Annotated in this window: 17 protein-coding genes; 14 read left to right on the top strand and 3 right to left on the bottom strand. The window is 50.1% G+C overall.

What is annotated here, in order from left to right:
- The 10 genes from BUB68_RS03065 to BUB68_RS03020 form a co-directional block, all read left to right on the top strand.
- The coding region (locus BUB68_RS03065) for a hypothetical protein (RefSeq protein ID WP_218587675.1) at positions 1–627 on the top strand (627 nt) is incomplete at its 5' end.
- Between the two features lie 97 nt (positions 628–724).
- The gene (locus BUB68_RS03060; RefSeq protein ID WP_073088345.1) at positions 725–1465 is read left to right on the top strand and encodes a hypothetical protein; all 741 of its coding nucleotides are present in this window, start codon (positions 725–727) and stop codon (positions 1463–1465) included.
- Between the two features lie 56 nt (positions 1466–1521).
- Positions 1522–2145 (top strand): uridine kinase, encoded by a 624-nt coding sequence (gene udk, locus BUB68_RS03055; protein ID WP_073088344.1) that lies wholly within the window; start codon positions 1522–1524, stop codon positions 2143–2145.
- 211 nt (positions 2146–2356) lie between these two features.
- Entirely contained in the window at positions 2357–3757 is a 1401-nt protein-coding gene (locus BUB68_RS03050; RefSeq protein WP_073088343.1) for a sodium-dependent transporter, read from the top strand.
- A gap of 78 nt (positions 3758–3835) precedes the next feature.
- Positions 3836–5782 carry an EAL domain-containing protein gene (locus BUB68_RS03045; RefSeq protein ID WP_073088342.1) on the top strand — a complete coding sequence of 649 codons (1947 nt, stop codon included), beginning with the start codon at positions 3836–3838 and terminating at the stop codon, positions 5780–5782.
- Positions 5783–5951: 169 nt separating this feature from the next.
- Positions 5952–6440 (top strand): Cys-tRNA(Pro) deacylase, encoded by a 489-nt coding sequence (ybaK, locus tag BUB68_RS03040; RefSeq protein WP_073088341.1) that lies wholly within the window; start codon positions 5952–5954, stop codon positions 6438–6440.
- A 29-nt stretch (positions 6441–6469) separates the two neighbouring features.
- A complete protein-coding gene (thrC, locus tag BUB68_RS03035) occupies positions 6470–7957 on the top strand; it encodes a threonine synthase (RefSeq protein WP_073088340.1) in 1488 nt (495 codons plus the stop codon).
- A 232-nt stretch (positions 7958–8189) separates the two neighbouring features.
- Positions 8190–9809 (top strand): phosphoenolpyruvate carboxykinase (ATP), encoded by a 1620-nt coding sequence (pckA, locus tag BUB68_RS03030; RefSeq protein ID WP_073088339.1) that lies wholly within the window; start codon positions 8190–8192, stop codon positions 9807–9809.
- A 233-nt stretch (positions 9810–10042) separates the two neighbouring features.
- Positions 10043–10996: a GH3 family acyl-acid amido synthetase gene (locus tag BUB68_RS03025; protein ID WP_143188066.1), complete on the top strand. Its 954-nt coding sequence runs from the start codon at positions 10043–10045 to the stop codon at positions 10994–10996.
- Positions 10997–11132: 136 nt separating this feature from the next.
- Positions 11133–12479, top strand: coding sequence for a PTS sugar transporter subunit IIC (locus BUB68_RS03020; RefSeq protein WP_073088337.1), 1347 nt, complete (start codon positions 11133–11135; stop codon positions 12477–12479).
- Here the strand turns inward: BUB68_RS03020 and BUB68_RS03015 are convergent.
- From BUB68_RS03015 to BUB68_RS03005, 3 genes are read right to left on the bottom strand one after another with little or no spacing between them, the layout of a single operon-like run.
- Positions 12438–12635 carry a hypothetical protein gene (locus BUB68_RS03015; protein ID WP_073088336.1) on the bottom strand — a complete coding sequence of 66 codons (198 nt, stop codon included), beginning with the start codon at positions 12633–12635 and terminating at the stop codon, positions 12438–12440. The two genes, BUB68_RS03020 and BUB68_RS03015, sit on opposite strands and share 42 nt — an antisense overlap.
- A 3-nt stretch (positions 12636–12638) precedes the next feature.
- A complete protein-coding gene (hydE, locus tag BUB68_RS03010) occupies positions 12639–13712 on the bottom strand; it encodes a [FeFe] hydrogenase H-cluster radical SAM maturase HydE (RefSeq protein ID WP_073088335.1) in 1074 nt (357 codons plus the stop codon).
- Between the two features lies 1 nt (position 13713).
- Entirely contained in the window at positions 13714–14433 is a 720-nt protein-coding gene (locus BUB68_RS03005) for a thiamine diphosphokinase (RefSeq protein WP_178139453.1), read from the bottom strand.
- Positions 14434–14523: 90 nt separating this feature from the next.
- Here BUB68_RS03005 and BUB68_RS03000 point away from each other — a divergent pair, with 90 nt between their 5' ends.
- The 4 genes from BUB68_RS03000 to BUB68_RS02985 all read left to right on the top strand — a co-directional run bounded on the left by BUB68_RS03000 (position 14524) and on the right by BUB68_RS02985 (position 20684).
- Positions 14524–15198: a metal-dependent hydrolase gene (locus BUB68_RS03000; protein ID WP_073088333.1), complete on the top strand. Its 675-nt coding sequence runs from the start codon at positions 14524–14526 to the stop codon at positions 15196–15198.
- Positions 15199–15200: 2 nt separating this feature from the next.
- Positions 15201–16157, top strand: a complete 957-nt coding sequence (gene miaA, locus BUB68_RS02995; RefSeq protein WP_073088332.1) for a tRNA (adenosine(37)-N6)-dimethylallyltransferase MiaA — start codon at positions 15201–15203, stop codon at positions 16155–16157.
- A 102-nt stretch (positions 16158–16259) separates the two neighbouring features.
- A complete protein-coding gene (locus tag BUB68_RS02990) occupies positions 16260–16733 on the top strand; it encodes a NanQ anomerase/TabA/YiaL family protein (protein ID WP_073088331.1) in 474 nt (157 codons plus the stop codon).
- Between the two features lie 171 nt (positions 16734–16904).
- The gene (locus tag BUB68_RS02985; RefSeq protein ID WP_073088330.1) at positions 16905–20684 is read left to right on the top strand and encodes a phosphoribosylformylglycinamidine synthase; all 3780 of its coding nucleotides are present in this window, start codon (positions 16905–16907) and stop codon (positions 20682–20684) included.
- The last annotated feature ends 58 nt before the right edge of the window (positions 20685–20742 follow it).

Genomic DNA, 20742 nt, shown 5'->3' with positions numbered 1-20742 from the left:
GAACCTGCGGTAGTGCCGGACAAGCCAAAGGAGGAACCTGCGGTAGTGCCGGACAAGCCGAAGGAAGAACCTGTGGTAGTGCCGGATAAACCGAAAGAGCCTGCTGTAGTCCCGGAAACGCCGCAGAGAACTTCTGTCGAGCGTCCGCAGATTGATTATCTTAAAAATGAATCGCGAGGGGGACAGGGAAGTTATAGCTTGGAAAACAGGCCGGATGAAGGCTCTGTCCAGAAGGTCTTAGGTTTGACTGTGGCCAAGATTCCCTTTGGCAAGAAGGTGAATGGTCAGATCTATGATTATGGTACGTATCAGGTAACTGTGGAACCGCAGCAGGTCAGTCTGATGCCTGCGGATAAGGATATTCCGGTGCCCAAGGAGATTATGCCTAATCAGTATCGGGAGTATACGAAACCGTTATTTACCAAGAACGGTGCCGCTGCTTTCCGTTTGATTTATGATGGTCTGACATTTGCGATTCATCCAGTTGATGAATCTGCATTGAGATTGTTAGAAGCCGGTGACAAGGCGCGCAATGTGGATGTTGCCAGCCAGGCGTTACATACGGCTTTCAAAGAGATGGGGTTGGAGCTTGAGGATATAGATGCGGTTTATATCTGCTTCGACTGATGAAATCAAACAGTCCTGCAAGGAAATGCTTGCAGGGCTGTTTTTCTTGCAGGATTTTTGCCCTGCCAGGTAAAATATGACATATGAGGTGAGAACATTGAAAAAATCCCACATCATTGCTGGCGCAGCTGCAGTATATATTCTGATCATGGCTGTGGGGGGCGCAGCATATTATTATGTTCAGCAGGAACAGAAAATCCAGCAGGAAGCGAAATTGTCAGAAGAGACGTTGAGAGAAAAAGAAAAGACGCCGGAGGAATTGGAACGGGAAGCACAAAGGGCGAAAGAGGAGGAATTACGCCGTCAGGAAGAGGCTAGAGAAAAAGCAGCAGAGGAAGTTCGCGAGAAAAAGAAACGGGAAATCAAGGATAATGTGATAGCGGAAACTGTTGGCAGCGTGACCTATTATAAGCATAAGTGGCCGAAAAAGCCGGACCCGGGCGTGTACCTGCGACCTTTTTTGATAGAGGGAAAGGAAAAGTGCATCCTCGCTTATGATGTTTATTATTATTACCATATCAGCGATCCATTGCAGACAGCCTGGATCAAGGGAGACCATCTGGATATTGTAGCCGGTGGGCAGACAACGACCGTAGCCTTTGATCCGTCAAAACTGAATAAGCATATGGCTTCTGATGCAGAGTGGCTGTCGGAGAGTTATTCGCTGAATGCCAATAAGGCGGTTGTCGATGCATTCAAACGAATATTGAGTGTTGGCGGCGGCTATATTGTCTATTATAAGAGCGGCGGCAAGTCACGCCGTCATGACCTGAGTGCTGTTGAGACCAAAAGAATACGGGAAATCATGGAGCTTTATGAAATACTAGCGGAAGAATGAGTTTTGTGCTATAATCGTTACTAATGCTGAATTACCCAAAGGAGGTGTTGCGCCAAATGAAGACAACGATTATCGGTATTGCGGGCGGCTCGGGCTCGGGCAAATCCACCTTTACCAATCGCTTGAAGAATTTTTTTGGTGATAACATAACAGTCATATATCATGACAATTACTATCGTGCTAACGATGCTTTATCCATGGAGGAACGCCGCAAGATCAATTATGACCATCCCCAGGCTTTGGAAACGGATCTGCTGATAGAACATCTGGATGCTTTGCGGCAGGGTAAGAGTATCAAGTGCCCGGTATATGACTTTACCCAACATAACCGTTCGGATAAGACCATAACCATAGAGCCCAGTCGGGTGATCGTGGTGGAAGGCATCCTGATCTTTCAGGATGAGCGCCTGCGGGATATGTTTGACATCAAGATCTTTGTCGAAGCTGATGCGGATGAGCGTATCTTGCGTCGGGTAGTACGGGATATGGAAGAGCGCGGCCGGGATTTGCAGAATATCATCGAACATTATCTGGCTACGGTCAAGCCTATGCATTATCTTTATGTAGAGCCCACCCGCAATGTGGCGGATATCGTTTTGAACAGCGGTCTCAATGATGTGGCCTTTGAAGTGATGAAGAATAAGATTGAACACATTTTAGAAAATCCGGATGAAGATTGACATAAAACAAATGTCCATTTGGAATAGAATATAAAACCGGCAAAGTCAGCCGTAATCCCTGTCCAACAGGCATGGATTACGGCTGTTTTTCTTATCATGACTAAAAATAATGTTGATTATAAATGGACAAAAGTATATCTTTATAATAAAAAGCTTTACAAATAACTGTAAAGGTGTATAATAATATCATTAACAATTAGAGGTGATGTATATGAACGAGAAAAACAGCAAGGACAGCAGCTTTTCCGGCCAGCTTGGCTTCGTGCTAGCGGCAGCAGCCTCCGCCGTAGGCGTGGGCAATCTTTGGCGTTTTCCCTATTTTGCTGCGAAGGATGGCGGCGGAATATTCCTGCTGACGTATCTGATTCTGCTTGTGACCTTTGGCTACGCACTTTTGTCTTCTGATTTGGCCATTGGCCGCAAGACTCAGCTGAGTTCCATCAAGGCTTATGGAGCCATGAAACCCGGCTGGAAATTCCTGGGAATCCTGACCTTTCTAGTACCGGCAATCATCATGACTTATTATGCGGTTATCGGCGGCTGGATTACCAAGTATGCGGTGACGTTCCTGACAGGAGCGGGCGCGGCGGCCGCGCAGGATGAATATTTCGTGGGCTTCATCACGAACCCCGTGGAGTCCGGCATCTATGCGGCTATCTTCATGCTGGCAACAGCTTTCGTGGTTTACCGCGGGGTAGAACGGGGCATTGAGGCTTCTTCGCGCATCATCATGCCTGTCCTGCTCATTACGGTTATCCTGATTTCCCTGTATGTGCTGACGCTGGAAGTTCAGGATGCAGATGGTACGGTCAGAACCGGCTTGCAGGGCTTGGCGATTTACTTCCTGCCGAATTTTGAGGGGTTGACGCTCAGTAAGTACATCCAGATCGTGCTGGATGCCATGAGCCAGATGTTCTACTCGCTGTCTGTGGCCATGGGCATCATGATTACCTATGGTTCCTATGTCAAGAAAGATGTGAACCTCAATCAGTCTGTGTCCCAGATTGCCATTGTAGATACGGCGGTGGCTGTATTGGCCGGCATGATGATCATCCCTGCCATCTTTGCTTTCTCGGGCATGGAGGGCATGGCGGCCGGACCGAAACTCATGTTTGTTTCCCTGCCCAAGGTCTTCAATTCCTTAGGCTTTATCGGTATCATCATCGGTGCCGCCTTCTTCCTGATGGCCATCTTTGCGGCTTTGACCAGTTGCATTTCCGTGCTGGAAGCGATTGTGGCCAACTGCATGGAAATCTTCCATGCGGAGCGCAAGAAGGTCACGCTGATTGTCAGTGCTTTCTACACCATCATCACGGTGGTCATCGCTCTGGGTTACAGCCTTTTCTATGTGGAGGTTGGCCTGCCCAATGGCTCTACGGGGCAGCTTCTGGATATCATGGACTATATCAGTACGGCTTGCATGATGCCCATCATCGCGTTCCTGTCAGCCATTCTGATTGGCTGGCTCGTGAAGCCGGATTGGATTATCGGCGAGATGGAAGCCGATGGCAGTCCTATGCCGCGCAAGGGCCTTTACCGTGCAGTCATCCGCTATGTGGCTCCGGTAATCATGGTTATCCTGGCTTTGCAGGCTTTTGGGATTATTAACTAAATATTGCAGGAAATAGAATTCCCCTTGGCGAAATCATAGATAATGAATATTTATGATTAGAGAGCAAGGGGAATTTTTATGTGGAATTGGCTTAGTGATTATAATTATGACTTTGCTTTGGCAACCATACCCATACAGCTTATCCTGATGACCGTCTATTATCTGCGGCGGCAGCTGCCTACCCGGCAGAGCCGCAGTTTCTGGTGGGTCATGATGATGAATATCATCATGACCATTACGGATATCTGGGCATGCGAATTGAATGAAGTTTGGCAGGAATATCCAGTTTCTTTGTCTTATGGACTGAATATTGCTTATTTTCTCAGCTTTATTTTGAGGGGCTGGCTGCTTTTTGTCTATGCGTCTGAGGTGGTGAATGCGCCGCGTCGCTGGGGACGGCGTTATAGCTGGGGAGGAATCATCCCCGCGCTGCTTGTCTGCCTGATGATTTTATCGACGCCCTGGACGGGAGCTATCTTTACGATAGATCCGGTGACAGGCTATCATAATCTGGCCTATTACAATGCAATCTATTTCAGTACTTGGTTTTATATCCTGGCATCTGTGGCGGTTCTCACTTGCTGCCGGAAGGATGCATCTGTCAGACTGCAGGCTGGCTTATACAGCAGCAATCTGATTCTGGCCGTGGGAATCTTGGTACGTCATGCATTCATGAACACGCTGGTCACGAGTTTCTTCAGTCTCATGGCCATCCTGATCATCTATCTGACGGCACAGAATCCGGACTCATTCCGTGACAGGATGGTGGACGTGTTCAATAAAGCAGCTTTGGGGGGAATGGTGTCAGAACTGTTGATCAAAGAAAAGCAATTTTCTTGTTTGGGCATCAGCATCAAGAACTATCCTGCCTTCAAGACTTTTTATGGCCCCAATACGATGTATAAGAGTCTTTTGGATATCGGCAAGTGGCTGGACAAGCAGTTCAAGGACTTTCAGGTCTTTTATATGGGGAATGGCCAGATGGTGCTGTTGAACCATGTCTCCGATTACAGTGATGTGCAGGGCATGGCCAGAAAGATTGAAGAGCGTTTCCGTTATCCCTGGTCAGATAATGGTGGTGCTCAGGCAGCCTTGGGGATCAATATGATCTTTGTCTCCAAGAGTGTACCCAAGAAGAATGCACGCAATGTGGAGATTTGTTTGGAACAGGCCTTCAATGAAGCATATCGCCGTGATATGACCGATGTTTACGTAGTGGATGAGGCACTGCTGGAACAGATGAAACGGCAGGAAAAAGTCCGGCGTATCCTGGGCAAGGCACTGCGAGAAAATAATTTGCAGATTCATATGCAGCCATTGTATTCCGTCAAAGAGAAGCGCATCAATGCGTTGGAAATCCTGGCACGTTTGTATGATGAAGAACTGGGCTATATTCCGCCTCAGGAATTCATTCCCATAGCTGAGAACGATGGTGATATCATGGAACTGGGACGGCAGATATTTGCCAAGACCTGTCATTTCATCAGTGAACATGATCTGGATGCGTTGGGGATTGATTTTGTGACGGTCAATATTTCTCCGGCCCAGTGCTTGAATTACAATCTGGGTGATGAGCTGGAACGCATTGCCGTAAGACATCGGATCACGATGGATAAGATTCGCCTGGAGGTTACCGAGTCGGCTACCGGAGATATGGAATCCCTGCTGGAACAGATGCGGCGGCTGAAAAACTGTGGCGTACGCTTCTTGTTGGATGATTTTGGTGCAGGGACCTCCAATATCGTGCGTGTCATCAATCTGCCTTTCGCCATGGTGAAGATCGATATGCAGCTGGTATGGGCTTACTTCCGCAGCAACAGCAATATACTCCTGCATGTGATGCATATGTTCCAGGAGGAAAAAATGGCCATCATCATCGAAGGAGTGGAGGACAAACATATGGCCCAGCAATTGGCGAAGATGGGCTGTGAATACGAACAGGGATATTATTTCTCCCGGCCGCTGCCGGCAGATGAACTGGTGGTTTTTATGGAGAGTCATCGGGATTATTCCTGGCTGGATTGAATGTTCTTAAGGCGAGCTGCTGAGGTTGACCTGTCAGCGGCTCTTTTATTTTGCTAGTGTAAACATGTATTTACACTTCGGAAATAAATTTATTTTTTTGTGGTAAAATATGTAAAATAAATGTATAATAGGAAAGGTAGAGTTTTTTGGAAACAAGGTGTAAGTAAAAATGGCAAAAAAGAAAAAAGAAGCAAAGACCAATGCGGCAAGGATTCTGGACACGTTAGGCATCAGCTATGAACTGAAGACCTATGAGGTGGATGAAAATGACTTGTCAGCTGTGCATGTGGCTGAATCCGTGGGGATGCCCATTGAAATGGTCTATAAGACCCTGGTGTGCCGCGGGGATAAGAACGGCGTGCTGATGGCGGTGATTCCCGGTGGGGGAGAGCTTGACCTCAAGGCATTGGCTGCAGCTTCGGGCAACAAGCGCGTGGAAATGGTGCATCTGAAGGAGGTCTTTGGCCTGACGGGATATATCCGTGGCGGCTGCTCACCTCTGGGAGCAAAGAAGGATTATCCGGTTTATCTTGATGCCAGTGCCGAGGCGCAGGAGGTCATCGCCATCAGCGCCGGCAAGCGCGGCGAACAGATCATCCTGAAGCCCGCGGATCTGGTGCAGGCGGCCAAGGCCACTGTAGCAGCAGTCAGCAGATAAGTATTATATAGAGGAAAGAGGCGGTTTGATTGAATTACAGCAGTACCCGGGGAGAAAATGTGAAACTTACTTCGGCAGAAGCCATCATCAAAGGACTGGCTACAGACGGCGGCCTGTTCGTGCCGGACAGTTTGCCGCAGGTTGACCAGTCGTTTATTGAAGATTTGCTGCCTCTTTCCTATGAGGAGCGGGCGGCCAAGGTGCTGGGACTGTTCCTGACGGATTATACGGCTGAGGAAATAAAGACCTGTGTCAATAATGCCTATGGTCAGGGTAAGTTTGATTGTGAGGACCGGGCACCCGTGACAGATTTGGGCACGATGCAGGTGCTGGAACTCTGGCATGGCCCCACGAGTGCCTTCAAGGATATGGCTTTGCAGCTGCTTCCGCAGCTTATGAGCACGGCACTCAAGAAGACCGGGGAAAAGTCTGATGTGCTGATTCTCGTGGCGACTTCCGGCGACACGGGCAAAGCTGCGCTGGAGGGCTTCAAGGACGTGGACCAGATTTCCATCATGGTCTTCTATCCTGAGGGCGGTGTCAGCCAGATTCAGCAGCTGCAGATGCTGACGCAGGAAGGCAGCAATGTCAATGTGACTGCCGTGCAAGGCAATTTTGACGATGCCCAGAGCGGCGTCAAGGTCATCTTCAGCGACAAGGCTTTTGGCGAGGAACTGGCCAAGGCAAACGTGAAGCTGTCCTCGGCCAACTCCATCAACTGGGGCCGTCTCGTGCCGCAGATTGTCTATTATTTCAGTGCCTATGCGGATTTGCGCAAGGCAGGCACGATTGCATCTGGGGAAGAAGTCAACTTCACGGTGCCCACGGGCAACTTCGGCAATATCCTGGCGGGCTTCTATGCCAAGCAGATGGGCCTGCCGGTGCATAAGCTCGTCTGCGCCTCCAATGCCAATAATGTGCTGACGGACTTCCTGCAGACGGGATGTTATGACCGCAATCGGGATTTCTATAAGACCATCACGCCGTCCATGGATATCCTGATTTCCAGCAATCTGGAACGTCTGCTCTATCATGTCACGGGCAATAAGGAGCAGGTAGCGGGCTGGATGGCAGAACTGGCCAAGAAGGGCAGCTATGAAGTGGATAAGGATACCCGGGGCAAGATCAAGGAATTCTTCTGGGCGGATTTCGTGGACGATAATGCTACCAAGGCCTGCATCCGTCAGGTCTACGAACAGCATAAGTATGTGCTGGATACCCATACGGCAGTGGCTTATCAGGTGGCGAAGAACTATCGCCATGCCACTCATGACGAGCATGTGATGGTGGTGGTATCCACGGCCAGTCCCTATAAGTTCAATGGCAGCGTGCTGGAGGCCTTGCAGGTGGAAACCGCTGGGCTGGATGAATTCGACCTGCTGGATAAGCTGCAGGAAGTCAATGAACAGCCGATTCCCGCCGGCCTGGCGGCTCTCAAGACCAAAGAAGTACGCCATCAGGACGTATGTGCCAAGGACAAGATGGCAGATGCTGTGTTGAAATTTGTCGCGAAATAAAAGTTATAGAGGCAGAACACTTGCTAACAATAAACGATTATCGAGTGTTCTGTTTTGCTTTTATAATTTATGTCAAACAATTTTGATAAATGACAGTTTTTGAATTAGAGCAGAAAATAGTTGACATTTATGGAAAAATAAGTTAATATGATAAGCGTGGTGAGAAACAAAAAGTGAAAAGCTTCTCAAACTGCGAAAAAGTATCTTTTTTACGAAAGAGGTTGAATGTAAAATGGCAAACATCGATCTTAGCCAATATGGCATCACTGGTACGACTGAAATTCTCCACAATCCGTCTTACAAGACGCTTTTTGAAGAAGAGACTAAAGAAGGCTTAACGGGTTATGAACAGGGCCAGGTTTCCGAACTGGGCGCTGTCAATGTAAAGACCGGTATTTTCACTGGCCGTTCGCCTAAAGATAAATTCATCGTGGATGATGAGACTTCCCACGACACCGTTTGGTGGGATTCTGAAGACTATCACAACGACAACCACAGAGCTACGCCGGAAACCTGGAATGCTCTGAAAGAGATTGCCAAGAAGGAACTCTCCAACAAGAAGCTCTACGTTGTCGATGCTTTCTGCGGTGCCAACAAGGATACCCGCATGGCTGTCCGCTTCATCGTGGAAGTTGCCTGGCAGGCACATTTCGTAACCAATATGTTCATCCAGCCGACGGAAGAAGAGCTGGCAAGCTTCAAGCCGGATTTCGTTGTCTACAACGCTTCCAAGGCTAAGGTAGAAAACTATCAGGAACTGGGTCTCCATTCCGAGACGGCAGTAGTATTCAACCTCACGAGCCGTGAGCAGGTCATCATCAACACCTGGTACGGCGGTGAGATGAAGAAGGGCATGTTCTCCATGATGAACTACTTCCTGCCGCTCAAGGGCATTGCTGCTATGCACTGCTCCGCCAATACGGACAAACAGGGCCAGAACACGGCTATCTTCTTCGGCCTCTCCGGCACGGGTAAGACCACGCTGTCCACTGACCCGAAACGCCTGCTGATTGGCGATGACGAACACGGCTGGGATGATGAAGGTGTCTTCAATTTCGAAGGCGGCTGCTATGCTAAGGTCATCAACCTCGACATGGAATCCGAACCGGACATCTATGGCGCCATCAAGCGTAACGCTCTGCTTGAGAACGTAACCCTCGATGACAAGGGCAATATCGATTTTGCGGATAAGACCATCACGGAAAACACCCGTGTATCCTATCCTATCGACCACATCAAAGGCACCGTCAAGGGCTTTGTCAACGATAAGAGTGCAGCTCCGGCAGCCAAGAGCGTTATCTTCCTGTCCGCAGATGCTTTCGGCGTACTGCCCCCGGTTTCCATCCTGACTCCGGAACAGACGAAGTATTACTTCCTCTCCGGCTTCACGGCTAAACTGGCTGGTACGGAACGCGGCATCACCGAACCGACGCCGACTTTCTCCGCTTGCTTCGGCCAGGCATTCCTCGAACTCCATCCGACGAAGTACGCAGAAGAACTCGTCAAGAAGATGGAAGCCAACGGCACGAAGGCATATCTCGTGAATACGGGCTGGAATGGCTCCGGCAAGCGTATCTCCATCAAGGATACTCGTGGCATCATCGATGCTATCCATAGCGGTGCCATCAAGACGGCTCCGACCAAGAAGATTCCGTTCTTCAATCTCGAAGTACCGACGGAACTTGAGGGCGTTGACACCAACATCCTCGATCCGAAGGATACTTATGCTAACCCGGCTGAATGGGAAGAAAAGGCAAAAGACCTCGCTCAGCGCTTCATCAAGAACTTCGACAAATACACGAAGAACAACGAAGCAGGTCAGGCTCTCGTTGCCGCAGGCCCGCAGCTCTAAGAGCGTAAATCGCATAATAGAAATGCAGTCCGCTTATATCGGACTGCATTTTTCTGTATATCGGTAAAGTTATTGTACCCCATATTGAGCATTGAACTTTTTTTTCCACAGCTGGCAGGTTATTATGATTATTTTCTGAATATTGACGGAAATTGCGTGAAATAACTGCTGGTTATATGATATAATCTAAATTAGATTCGTACCTGCACAGTAAGAATGCTGACTTGAAAGGGATGATATCATGGAATTTGTGCCTCGACATCGAACAGGGAAAGATCAACTTCAGTCTGGATGTGCCGGCGGAATTTCAGGCTAGCCTGCAAAGCCTGCTGACCCCAGAGCCGGAGCGCGCCCGGGAGCTGCGCGCGATATTCGGGCAGGGCTTTGCCAAGCCCGTAGCGGCGCTTGTCTGGCCAAAGCTGAAGCGCATTGTCGCTATCGGCACCGGGAGCTTTGCCGTCTATACGAAAGCACTCTCGAAATACATAGGGGACCTGCCGCAGGATAATGGTCTGTTTGCCACTTCCGAGGCCCTTATCGGCAAATCCATGACTGGAAGCGATAATTACAAACTGCTGACTGGAGAAAATTTCTACGAATTCCGTCCGCTGACGGCAACGCCAGAGCAGCGTCCTCTTTTTATCAGCGAACTGCAGGCGGGGGAAAGCTATGAGATAATACTTACCAACCGCGCCGGACTTTACCGCTATGCCACAGAGATGGTCATCAAGGTGGAGAGCTGCGAGGATGGTAAACTTATCTTCAGCGATATTGGACAGCTGTCGGATACACTGACCTTGGAGGATGGGCTCCTCTGGGAGCAGGAGATCTATCAGGCCATCGCTGCCGCTGCTGAGGCAGACGGTGTGGCTCTGTTGGATTATTCCTATTGCCTGCAGGATACTGATGGCAGTTCCAGACTGCAACTCATGCTGGAGACTGATGATAAAACGAAAAATCTGGCTCCGGACATAGACAAAAGACTATGCGAAGCCAACCAGGTTTATGCCGCCGCAAGAAAAAAAGGGCTGTTGCCCTGTGAGGTCAGCTATCTGGCCGCGGAAAGCCATCTGCTCTATCGTGATGTACAGCGGTTCAGGCAGAAGACTGCCCCTGACCAGATCAAGCCTACCCATTTCCTGAACACCACAGAAAAGATAAAGTTCTTTACGGCTGTACTGGAATGAGGCGGGAAACCTGACAGCTGGGTATAAGGAAAGCCACCAAGGGTGAGAATGGTGCAAGCCATCCTTGGTGGCTTCTTTTTGCCATTTTTCGTTTTGTGCATTATACTAGAAACGAGACAATCAAGGGAGGTAGACAATGAATAGTGTGATTTCTTTTTTTGCCGAATTTATGATGCCCTGGGCGAAGCGCATATCTGAATTCAGTTATCTGCAGGCTATGCGGGACTCTTTTGCCATACTGTTGCCTTTTATCTTTGTAGCCTCCTTTTTTGGGGTAGTAGAGTGGGTGCTGTTAGATCCCTGGGGGACTGTTATGGGCGCGCGGGGGCTGAATATGGGGGCCGTCATTACGGGATTGGAGCAGGATAGCCCTGATTATAAAAACTGTGATTTTGTTCGTTCCTTGCAAGTGGTTCAAGGCATGTGCAATATGGTAGTCACAGTTGGATTTGGACTCTTATCCCTGTTGATGGTGGTTTCGCTGGCCTATCGTCTGGGGCTGATTTGGGGTGGCCCGCCATTTATAACGGCTTTGACAGCCTTGGGGGCATTTGTCATCATTACGCCGCAGACGGTGGGCGGCGTGCCTGGTTTTGACTTGCAATACTTTGGCAACCGCGGAATGCTGTCTGCCATCATTGTGGCAACGTCAGCGGCCAAGACCTTTATTTGCCTGTCGAAAAACAAAAAACTTGTTATCTCCATGCCTCCTTCCGTGCCACAGACTGTGGCCAAATCTTTTGCCGTGCTGTTGCCGGTGCTGATTACCATGTGGTGTTTTGCGTTATTTGCACTCTTTTTGCAGCAGATGGATTTTATGGGGACAAGCTCGTTGAATGAGTTGATTTATGCACTGCTCCAGGCACCACTTATGGGGGTGTCTCAGGGATTAGGCTTTTCGTTGCTGTTCCAAGGGCTTACATGGCTTTTGTGGTGGATGGGAATACACGGACATCATGTAACGGCAGCTATTCAGAATATGGTGTATGTGCCGGCTCAATTGGCTAATCAGACAGGAGAGGGCAGCTATATTATCTCGAATGGCTTCTTTGAAGCTGGTTTGCTGCATGTCTTAGGTTTTTTGTTTGCCATACTGCTTTTTTCTCAACGGGAAAGCTGGCGGGCCGTGGCCAAGATCAGCCTTCCTGCTATGTTGTTCAATATTCAGGAACCGTTGCTCTTTGGCTTGCCCATCATGCTGAATCCGCTGTTGTTGGTTCCGTATATCCTGGCTCCCTTGGTCAATACAATCGTAGGGTGGCTGGCTATGTCGATGGGACTGGTGCCTATCTTTAAATATGTGGTGCCGTGGACAATGCCGCTTTTTGCCGGCGGTGTGATCAGCACGGGAAGCCTGGCTGGAGGCATCCTGCAATTGGTGTGGCTGCTAATCGATATCCTTATTTATGCACCGTTTGTGGTGGTGGCCAATAGAGTAAACTCAAAGCAGCATACTGTTAGCAGCATCACTGATGGCGATTAACACCAGCAGCACGGTTATACCGCCGATTATGTATTCAGCACAGCTTAATAGGTTCTTATTCTGCCAATGGTTCTTCACATTAGTCCAAACTACCTCCAGGGTGATGAACAAGGCCAGAAAGCAGAGGATGTTGACGATATAGCGTAGGATTTCCATAGTTTATTTTTTCCTTTCCATAAATACGATAGAATCTCCCCGATTGATGGTGATGTGATAACCGGTAGAATCCACTTGTCTGGTAAGACAGCGGATACACTCAGCGGCTTCCTCACCTGTGCATATCTTATTGTCGTACAGAGCATATTTCTTCCGGACGTTGGTGGGGGAGAGATTGGGCATGAGTACATTAGCTCCGGCCAGCAGTCCTTTTTGGCGCCCCAGAGAATCGATGGTTCCTAAAGCAGTGGTGGCAGGAAGCAGGACTTTGGGCAATAACAGGCGGATGATAGCCAGCAGCCGTACGGTTAAAGTTGCGGTGCCCGCGGGATATTTGGCTAAGGGTGTGTCGTGCTGAGGGATAAAGGGGCCAATGCCCACCATTTCCGGTTGGAAGTCCTGCAAGAAGCGCAGGTCTTTCAGCAGATGTTCAGGCGTCTGCCCCGGAGAACCAATCATCATGCCACAGCCAACCTGATAGCCGATCGTACGCAAATCATTCAGGCATTGCATCCGGTGGTCAAAGGACATTTCTGCTGGATGCAGGCTTTGGTAATGCGCTTGGTCGGCGGTTTCATGGCGCAATAGGAAGCGTTCTGCACCTGCTGCAAAGAATGCTTCGTAGCTCTCTTTTTCGCGCTCGCCAATGGATAATGTTATCGCACAGTCAGGAAAGCGATTCTTGATGGCAAAGACCAGTTCAGACAGACGTTTATCGGTGAAGTAAGCATCTTCTCCTCCTTGCAGGACGAATGTGCGAAAACCGAGCTGGTAACCTTGTTCACAACAGGAAAGGATCTCTTCCCTGGTCAGGCGGTAACGTTGAGCTTTATCATTGCCCCGGCGAATGCCGCAGTAGTAGCAGTTGTTGCGGCAGTGATTGGTGAATTCGATCAGGCCACGGATATACACGTCCTTGCCGTAGTGTTTTTCTCGTACAGCCCGGGCACGCTGGGTCAGGAAATCTGTGACAGCACGATCTTCGCAGGTCAGCAGGGCTGTAAATTCTTCGTTGGTCAAGTCTTGCTGTTTTGTCAATTTTTTTATAAGGTTTTGATAGTAACAAAGTGTATTCATTTCAGACAGCTCCTGTGCAGTCAGAAGGATAATGGAAATAAATGGCCAATGTGCCCTGGTCAACGGAAAGCGTCAGGGATTCCTGCCCTGGCAACAGTTCGTTGCTGATGGCGTTGGGCATTTCCTGTTTCAGGCGGGCCTTTTTCAGCGGCCAGCGCACATTGTCCAAGGATACGCCAGTGCAGCTTTCAGTGACAGGCAACAGGGATATGGCCTGAGGATGTTGCTGGAAGTCAAAGCGGACACTTTCGCCATCCCGGACAATACATAGGATTTCCTGTTCGTCGCAAAGGACACAGGGAACTGTTTGCTGGCTGCAGGAAAACATCGTGCTATAAAGATGATCGAGGCGCCCACCGAAGGCACCGGTTATGATAATGACCGGTGCTTTTATCATTTTTTGCAGGGCAAGCTGGGTGTCTGTGTAATCTTTGGCAACAGGAAATTCTTCCATAGGTACGCCGAGTGTTTTGCCCCAATTCCAGGTGTCTGGAGCAGCACTGTCACCATCACCTAAAATATAGGTGGGGTTGATCTGACAGGCTTTGCAAGTATCAAGGCCGTGGTCGGCTGCAAAAATCTCTTCTACAGGAGGCAGGCTTTTCAGCCAGTCAGGGGAAGGTGCTCGCCCACCGGTAATCAACAACCAGGGGGAACGGCCATAATTTTCTCCATAGATACAAACCTGGGGAAGCTTTAGAAAGCGTTTAGAGTTGGTCATAAACATTACCTCGGATTTATGGTATAATGATACGTATAGCATAACATGAAGATTGTTTACAGGCAAATTGTGCAGAGGGGAGTTTTAGCGATGGTTCGTTTTACTTATTATGGTCATGCTTGTTTCCTGCTGGATGATGGCAAGTACAAGGTGCTCTGCGATCCGTTTTTGACGGGGAATCCCAAGGCCACGGTCAAGGCTGAGGATGTGGATGCGGATTTTATCCTGATCACCCATGCCCATGGCGATCATCTGGGGGATGCACCGGAAATCGCTGCTCGCACGGGAGCCGGTCTGGTGGGGATACCAGAGGTCCTGGGGGTATGTGAGGAACGGGTGCCGGGGCTCAAGCAGCATCCTATGAACCTTGGAGGTTCACTGCACCTGCCCTTCGGCAAGGTGCGCATGACGTTGGCACAGCATAGCAGTGGTGTGTCCGGCGGTATTGCCTGCGGTTATGTCATCTACATAGGTGGCCTGAAGATTTATTTTGCCGGAGATACGGCGCTGTTCTCGGATATGCAGATCATTGGCAAGAAGGATGATCTGGATTACGCCATCCTGCCTGTGGGGGATAATTACACCATGGGACTTGAAGATGCGGCTATGGCGGCGCAGCTTCTGAATGCCCGCCATGTGATTCCCGTCCATTACAATACCTGGCCCATCATCAATCAGGATGTGCGCCATTACAAGGAGATTACAGAGGCGATGACCCGGGCAGAGGTTCATATCGTAGAACCCGGGGCCACGCTGGAAATGTGAAGATGCAGGAAAAAGAAAGATTAATCGTTATTTTGGGGCCTACGGCGGTGGGCAAGACAGATTTGTCTATTGAACTGGCCAAAGAACTGGATACGGAGATCATTTCCGGGGATTCCATGCTCTTCTATAAGGGCTTTGATATCGGCTCAGCCAAGCCCACAGTGGCTGAACGGCAGGGTATTGCCCATCATCTGGTGGACAATCTGGAACCTTGGGAGAATTTCAATGTGACGGATTTCGTGCGGGAAGCGCAAGCGGTCATTACCGACTTGAACCGTCAGGGCAGGATTCCTATTATCGCCGGCGGTACGGGCCTGTATATCAAGGCTTTGCTGGAGGGCTATGAGTTCAATGAGACTGCCGACCATAGCGGATTCCGGCAGGAAATGACGGCTCTGGCGGAAGAAAAAGGCCGGGATTACGTACATGGTCTGTTGGCAAAGGCTGACCCGCAGGCGGCGGCTGGAATCCATGCCAATAATCTGCGCCGGGTAATCCGGGCTTTGGAAGTGGCTCATTTCGGCGGAGAGCAGATTTCCAAGACTAAGGCCAGCCAGGAGAATGATGCGGAGTCCCTTTGCTATGATGCCTGTGTCATCGGGCTCAATCGGGAACGGCAGGGGCTTTATGCGCGCATCAATCAGCGGGTGGAACTGATGTTTGCCGCTGGACTGGAAGAGGAAGTGCGCAAACTGTTGGCGGGAGGCGTCACCCGGGACATGCAGGCTATGCAGGGCATTGGCTACAAGGAAACCGCTGCCTGGCTGAACGGGGAAATGAGCCGGGAAGAGGCTGTAGACCTGATTCAGAAAAGCACTCGCCATTTTGCTAAGCGCCAGCTGACCTGGTACCGGAAGATGCCCTATATCCATTGGTATATGGCTGATGAAATGTCGGAGACCGAATTATTGCATGGCGTTATGATGAGAGTTCAAAATCATTTTATTCAAGAAAAATGATGAATTCTCTGGTTTTGTGCACTTGTCAAAAACAGGCGTTTTAGGTAAAATGGTTATGGAAGAGTTTATGAATCACTATGTGAGCAGGGAGTGGGTTAGAAAATGATTATCGGCAGTATGGATACGCTGGATGAAAATCATGTAGATTATCCGGCGATTATTCAAAAGGCATTGGCGTTTTTGCGTGAACACGATTTCACCAAGATGGAAGATGGCAAGTATCCCATCGAGGGCGATAAGTGCTTTGCCAATCTGCAACGCTATAATACCCGTCCGGAAACGGATTGCAAGCCGGAGACTCACAGGAAATTCGTGGATATCCAGTTTATGGTTGATGGTGAAGAGTTTATGGGCTGGTGCCCGTTAAGCCCGGATCTGGAAGAAGACGCTCCCTATGATGAGGAGCGGGATGTGACGTTCTATAAAGCATTGGTTCCCGATAGCAGCATCGTGCTCTCGCCGGGGTGTTTTGCCGTGCTCTATCCCGAGGACGTGCACCGCCCGCAGGCTTCCGTAGGCGAGGAGTCTTGCCGGGTGACCAAAGTGGTCGTGAAAGTAGCCATTGATAGTTTGTGATATACAGGCATAGGGACACTATTTCGATAGGTGTCTCTATGCCTGTTTGTCTATATGGAACTGTGAGATTATGATTCAGGAAATACAGACAAGCTATATGAGTGAATTATAATGGAACAGTGACGAAGCTTTATGTACTAATCTATTATTGTCTGGAGGAAAAGAAAGTTCATGACTGTTAGAAGAATTTTCGTAGAAAAACGACAGGGATATTTCGATATTCCCGCCCAGCAGCTGTGCGATGACCTCAGGGAGACCTTCCGCCTCGATGAGCTGAAGGCCGTGCGCATCATCAAGCGCTACGACATTGAGGGCCTCAGCGATGAGGAATATGCTGCTGTGAAAAATGTTGTTTTCTCCGAACCGCCGGTGGATGTTGTCTATGAGGAAAAGCTGCCCAAGTTCACCAATTCCCGGATGTTTGCTGTGGAATTCCTGCCGGGACAGTATGATCAGACAGCGGATTCGGCCGCGCAGTGCGTGCAGCTGATTACCCAGAAAGAGCGCCCGGAAATCCGGGTGGCTAAGGTTATCGTCATCGTGGGCGATATCGATATGGAAACCTTTGGGAAAATCAAGGAATATTGCATCAATAAGGTGGAGAGCCGGGAAGCCAGCCTTGCCAAACCCGCTTCCCTGCATAGTGAATATGAAGAACCTGCTGATGTTGAAGTGCTGGAAACCTTCAACGAACTGGATGCTGAAGGTTTGCAGGACTTTTGGCGCCAGCATGGTTTTGCTATGAGCCTTGCCGATATGGCTTTCTGCCAGATCTACTTCCGGGATACGGAAAAGCGTCCGCCGACGATCACGGAACTTCGCGTTATTGATACTTATTGGTCTGACCATTGTCGCCATACGACCTTTACCACGGCGGTGGATGATGTGCATATTGATGAAGGTTACTACAGCCCGAGCCTGTCCAAGGCTTATGCAAAATATCTGAACTATCGTGAGATGCTCTACATTGGTGAGGAGCGCGATGTGACGCTGATGGATATTGCCGTTATCGGCATGAAGGCGCTGCGCCGTCAGGGCAAACTAGAGGACCTCGACAAATCCGAGGAGATCAATGCCTGCAGCATCGTGGTGGAAGCTGATATTGACGGCAAGCCAGAGGAATGGCTTGTGATGTTCAAGAATGAAACCCATAACCATCCGACGGAAATCGAGCCATTCGGTGGTGCGGCAACCTGTCTGGGTGGCGCCATCCGTGACCCGCTGTCCGGCCGTTCCTATGTCTATCAGGCCATGCGCGTGACCGGTGCCGCAGATCCCCGCCGTCTCTTGAAGGATACCCTGCCGGGCAAGCTACCCCAGAAGAAGATTACTTTGGGCGCTGCTGCTGGTTATTCTGCCTATGGTAATCAGATTGGCCTGGCTACCGGTCAGGTTCGGGAAGTCTATCATGAAGGCTATATGGCCAAGCGCATGGAAATCGGTGCCGTCATCGCGGCTGCTCCGAAGGAGAATGTCGTGCGTGAACGTCCACTGGCTGGCGATATCGTCGTGCTGGTAGGTGGTCGTACGGGCCGTGATGGTTGTGGTGGTGCTACGGGGTCCTCCAAGGAGCACACGGAAGAATCCCTGACCTCCTGCGGCGCAGAAGTGCAGAAGGGCAATCCGCCGACGGAACGCAAGATTCAGCGCCTGTTCCGCAATCCGGAAGTCAGCCGCATGATCAAGCGCTGCAATGACTTTGGCGCGGGCGGTGTGGCTGTAGCTATTGGTGAATTGGCACCGGGCCTCACGATCAACCTCGATGCGGTCAAGAAAAAGTACAAGGGCCTTGACGGTACGGAACTGGCTATCTCGGAGTCTCAGGAACGCATGGCTGTTGTCATCCGCCCGGAACATCTGGAACGTTTTGCCCGTTTGGCCGATGCAGAAAATCTGGAAGCGACCAAGGTGGCCGAAATCACGCAGGAACCGCGTCTCATCATGAAATGGCGGGGCAAGGCCATCGTGCAGATGAACCGCAAATTCCTTGATACTAACGGTGTGCGCCAGCATGTGAAGGCCAGGATCACCTGTCCCGACGAAAAACAGCGTTATCTGCGCGAGATCCCCAAGGCACTGCAGGAAAAGAAAGCTGGTCTGGAAGAACTCTGGCTTAAAAATCTGCAGGATCTCAATGTCTGTAGCCAGAAAGGCCTGGCAGAGCGTTTTGACTCCACCATTGGCGGCAATACGGTTCTGATGCCCTTCGGCGGCAAGCGTCAGTTGACGCCGGCAGAAGGTATGGTGGCAAAACTGCCCGTGGAAGGTGCGGAGACCAATACGGCTACGGCCATGACTTTCGGTCTCAATCCGGCGCTTACGGAATGGAGCCCGTTCCATGGCGCTCTCTATGCTGTCGTTGAAGCGGCGGCCAAGATGGTGGCTTTGGGCGGCCGCGCCGACAAGATCCGTCTGACTTTCCAGGAATATTTTGAAAGCCTGGGTAAGGACGAAGTAAAATGGGGCAAGCCCTTTGCGGCACTTTTGGGTGCGCTTTGGGCTCAGCATGAACTGGAGATTCCGGCTATTGGCGGCAAGGATTCCATGTCCGGCACCTTTGAAGACATCCATGTACCGCCGACGCTGGCTGCTTTTGCCGTGGACGTGCTCAAGGCGGACGATGCTGTATCGCCGGAATTCAAATATCCCGGCAACAAGGTGTATCTGGTTCCGGCACTGAAGGACGCACAGGATCTGCCGGACTTCCCCAAGATGCGTGCAAATTGGTCCCTGGTCACGGATCTCATAGAAAAACACCGCGTATTTGCTGCTCAGAGTATCGGCGTGGGTGGTATCGCAGCAGCTGTTTCCAAGATGGTGCTGGGCAATGGTGTCGGCTTCAAGTTCACCAAATCCATGAATAAGAGCAAGCTCTTTACGCCGGATTATGGTGCATTGCTGTTGGAAGTACCGGGGTCGGAAAAACTGGCAGAGCTTCTGCATCAGGCTGGCTGTCAGGAAATCGGTGAAACTACCAATGGGCCAAGTGTTGTCTGCGATGATACAGTAGTTATGCTGGCCGATATCGAAACGGCCTATACCAAACCGCTGGAGAAGATTTTCCCGACGCAGGTGAAACAGTATAGCAAGGACAAGGCTATTGATATGACCTATAGCAAGGGCAATGCTATCCGGAATCAGATCAAGATCGCTAAGCCGAGGGTATTTATCCCTGTATTCCCGGGTACTAACTGTGAATACGATTCTGCCCGGGCATGGCAGCGGGCTGGTGCTGAGGCGGAAACACTGGTGGTGCGCAATCTTACGCCGCGTGCTGTCGAGGAATCCGTAGAAGCAATCGTCAAGGGCATCAAAGAAGCCAATATCATCATGCTGCCCGGCGGTTTCAGCGGTGGTGACGAACCGGATGGTTCCGGCAAGTTCATTGCGGCCATGTTCCGCAATCCCCGTATCAAGGAAGAAGTCCATAAACTGTTGTTCAAACGCGATGGTTTGATGTTGGGTATCTGTAATGGTTTCCAGGCTTTAATCAAACTGGGACTTGTTCCATACGGAGAAATTCGTGATTTGGTAGACAGTTCGCCAACTTTGACGTATAATAACATAGGTCGGCATGTTTCCTGCATGGTCAAGACCAAAGTGGTATCCAATCTCTCCCCGTGGTTCAATAATGTCAATGTGGGGGATATCCATACCATTGCAGTTTCCCATGGTGAAGGACGCTTTGTTGCCGATAAGGAAGTCCTGGCAGGCATGCGGGTGCGCGGTCAGATTGCCACCCAGTATGTGGACGAGCAGGGGAATCCTTCCTTGTTCATTCCCCATAACCCCAATGGTTCCGTCAGCGCTGTGGAGGGCATCACGAGCCCCGATGGCCGGGTACTTGGGAAAATGGGACATTCCGAGCGTATCGGACAGGATATTGCTCGCAATGTGCCGGGGCAGAAAGACCAGCAGCTCTTTGAGGCTGGCGTAGCTTATTACAGCTAAGATCTTGGATTCAACAATAATATAACAGGTGTGCGGTCGGTCTATTTATAGCTGACCG

Source organism: Pseudoselenomonas ruminantium (assembly GCF_900142515.1).
Lineage (GTDB): Bacteria > Bacillota > Negativicutes > Selenomonadales > Selenomonadaceae > Selenomonas_A > Selenomonas_A ruminantium_D.
This window is presented reverse-complemented; position numbering and strand designations above follow the sequence as displayed.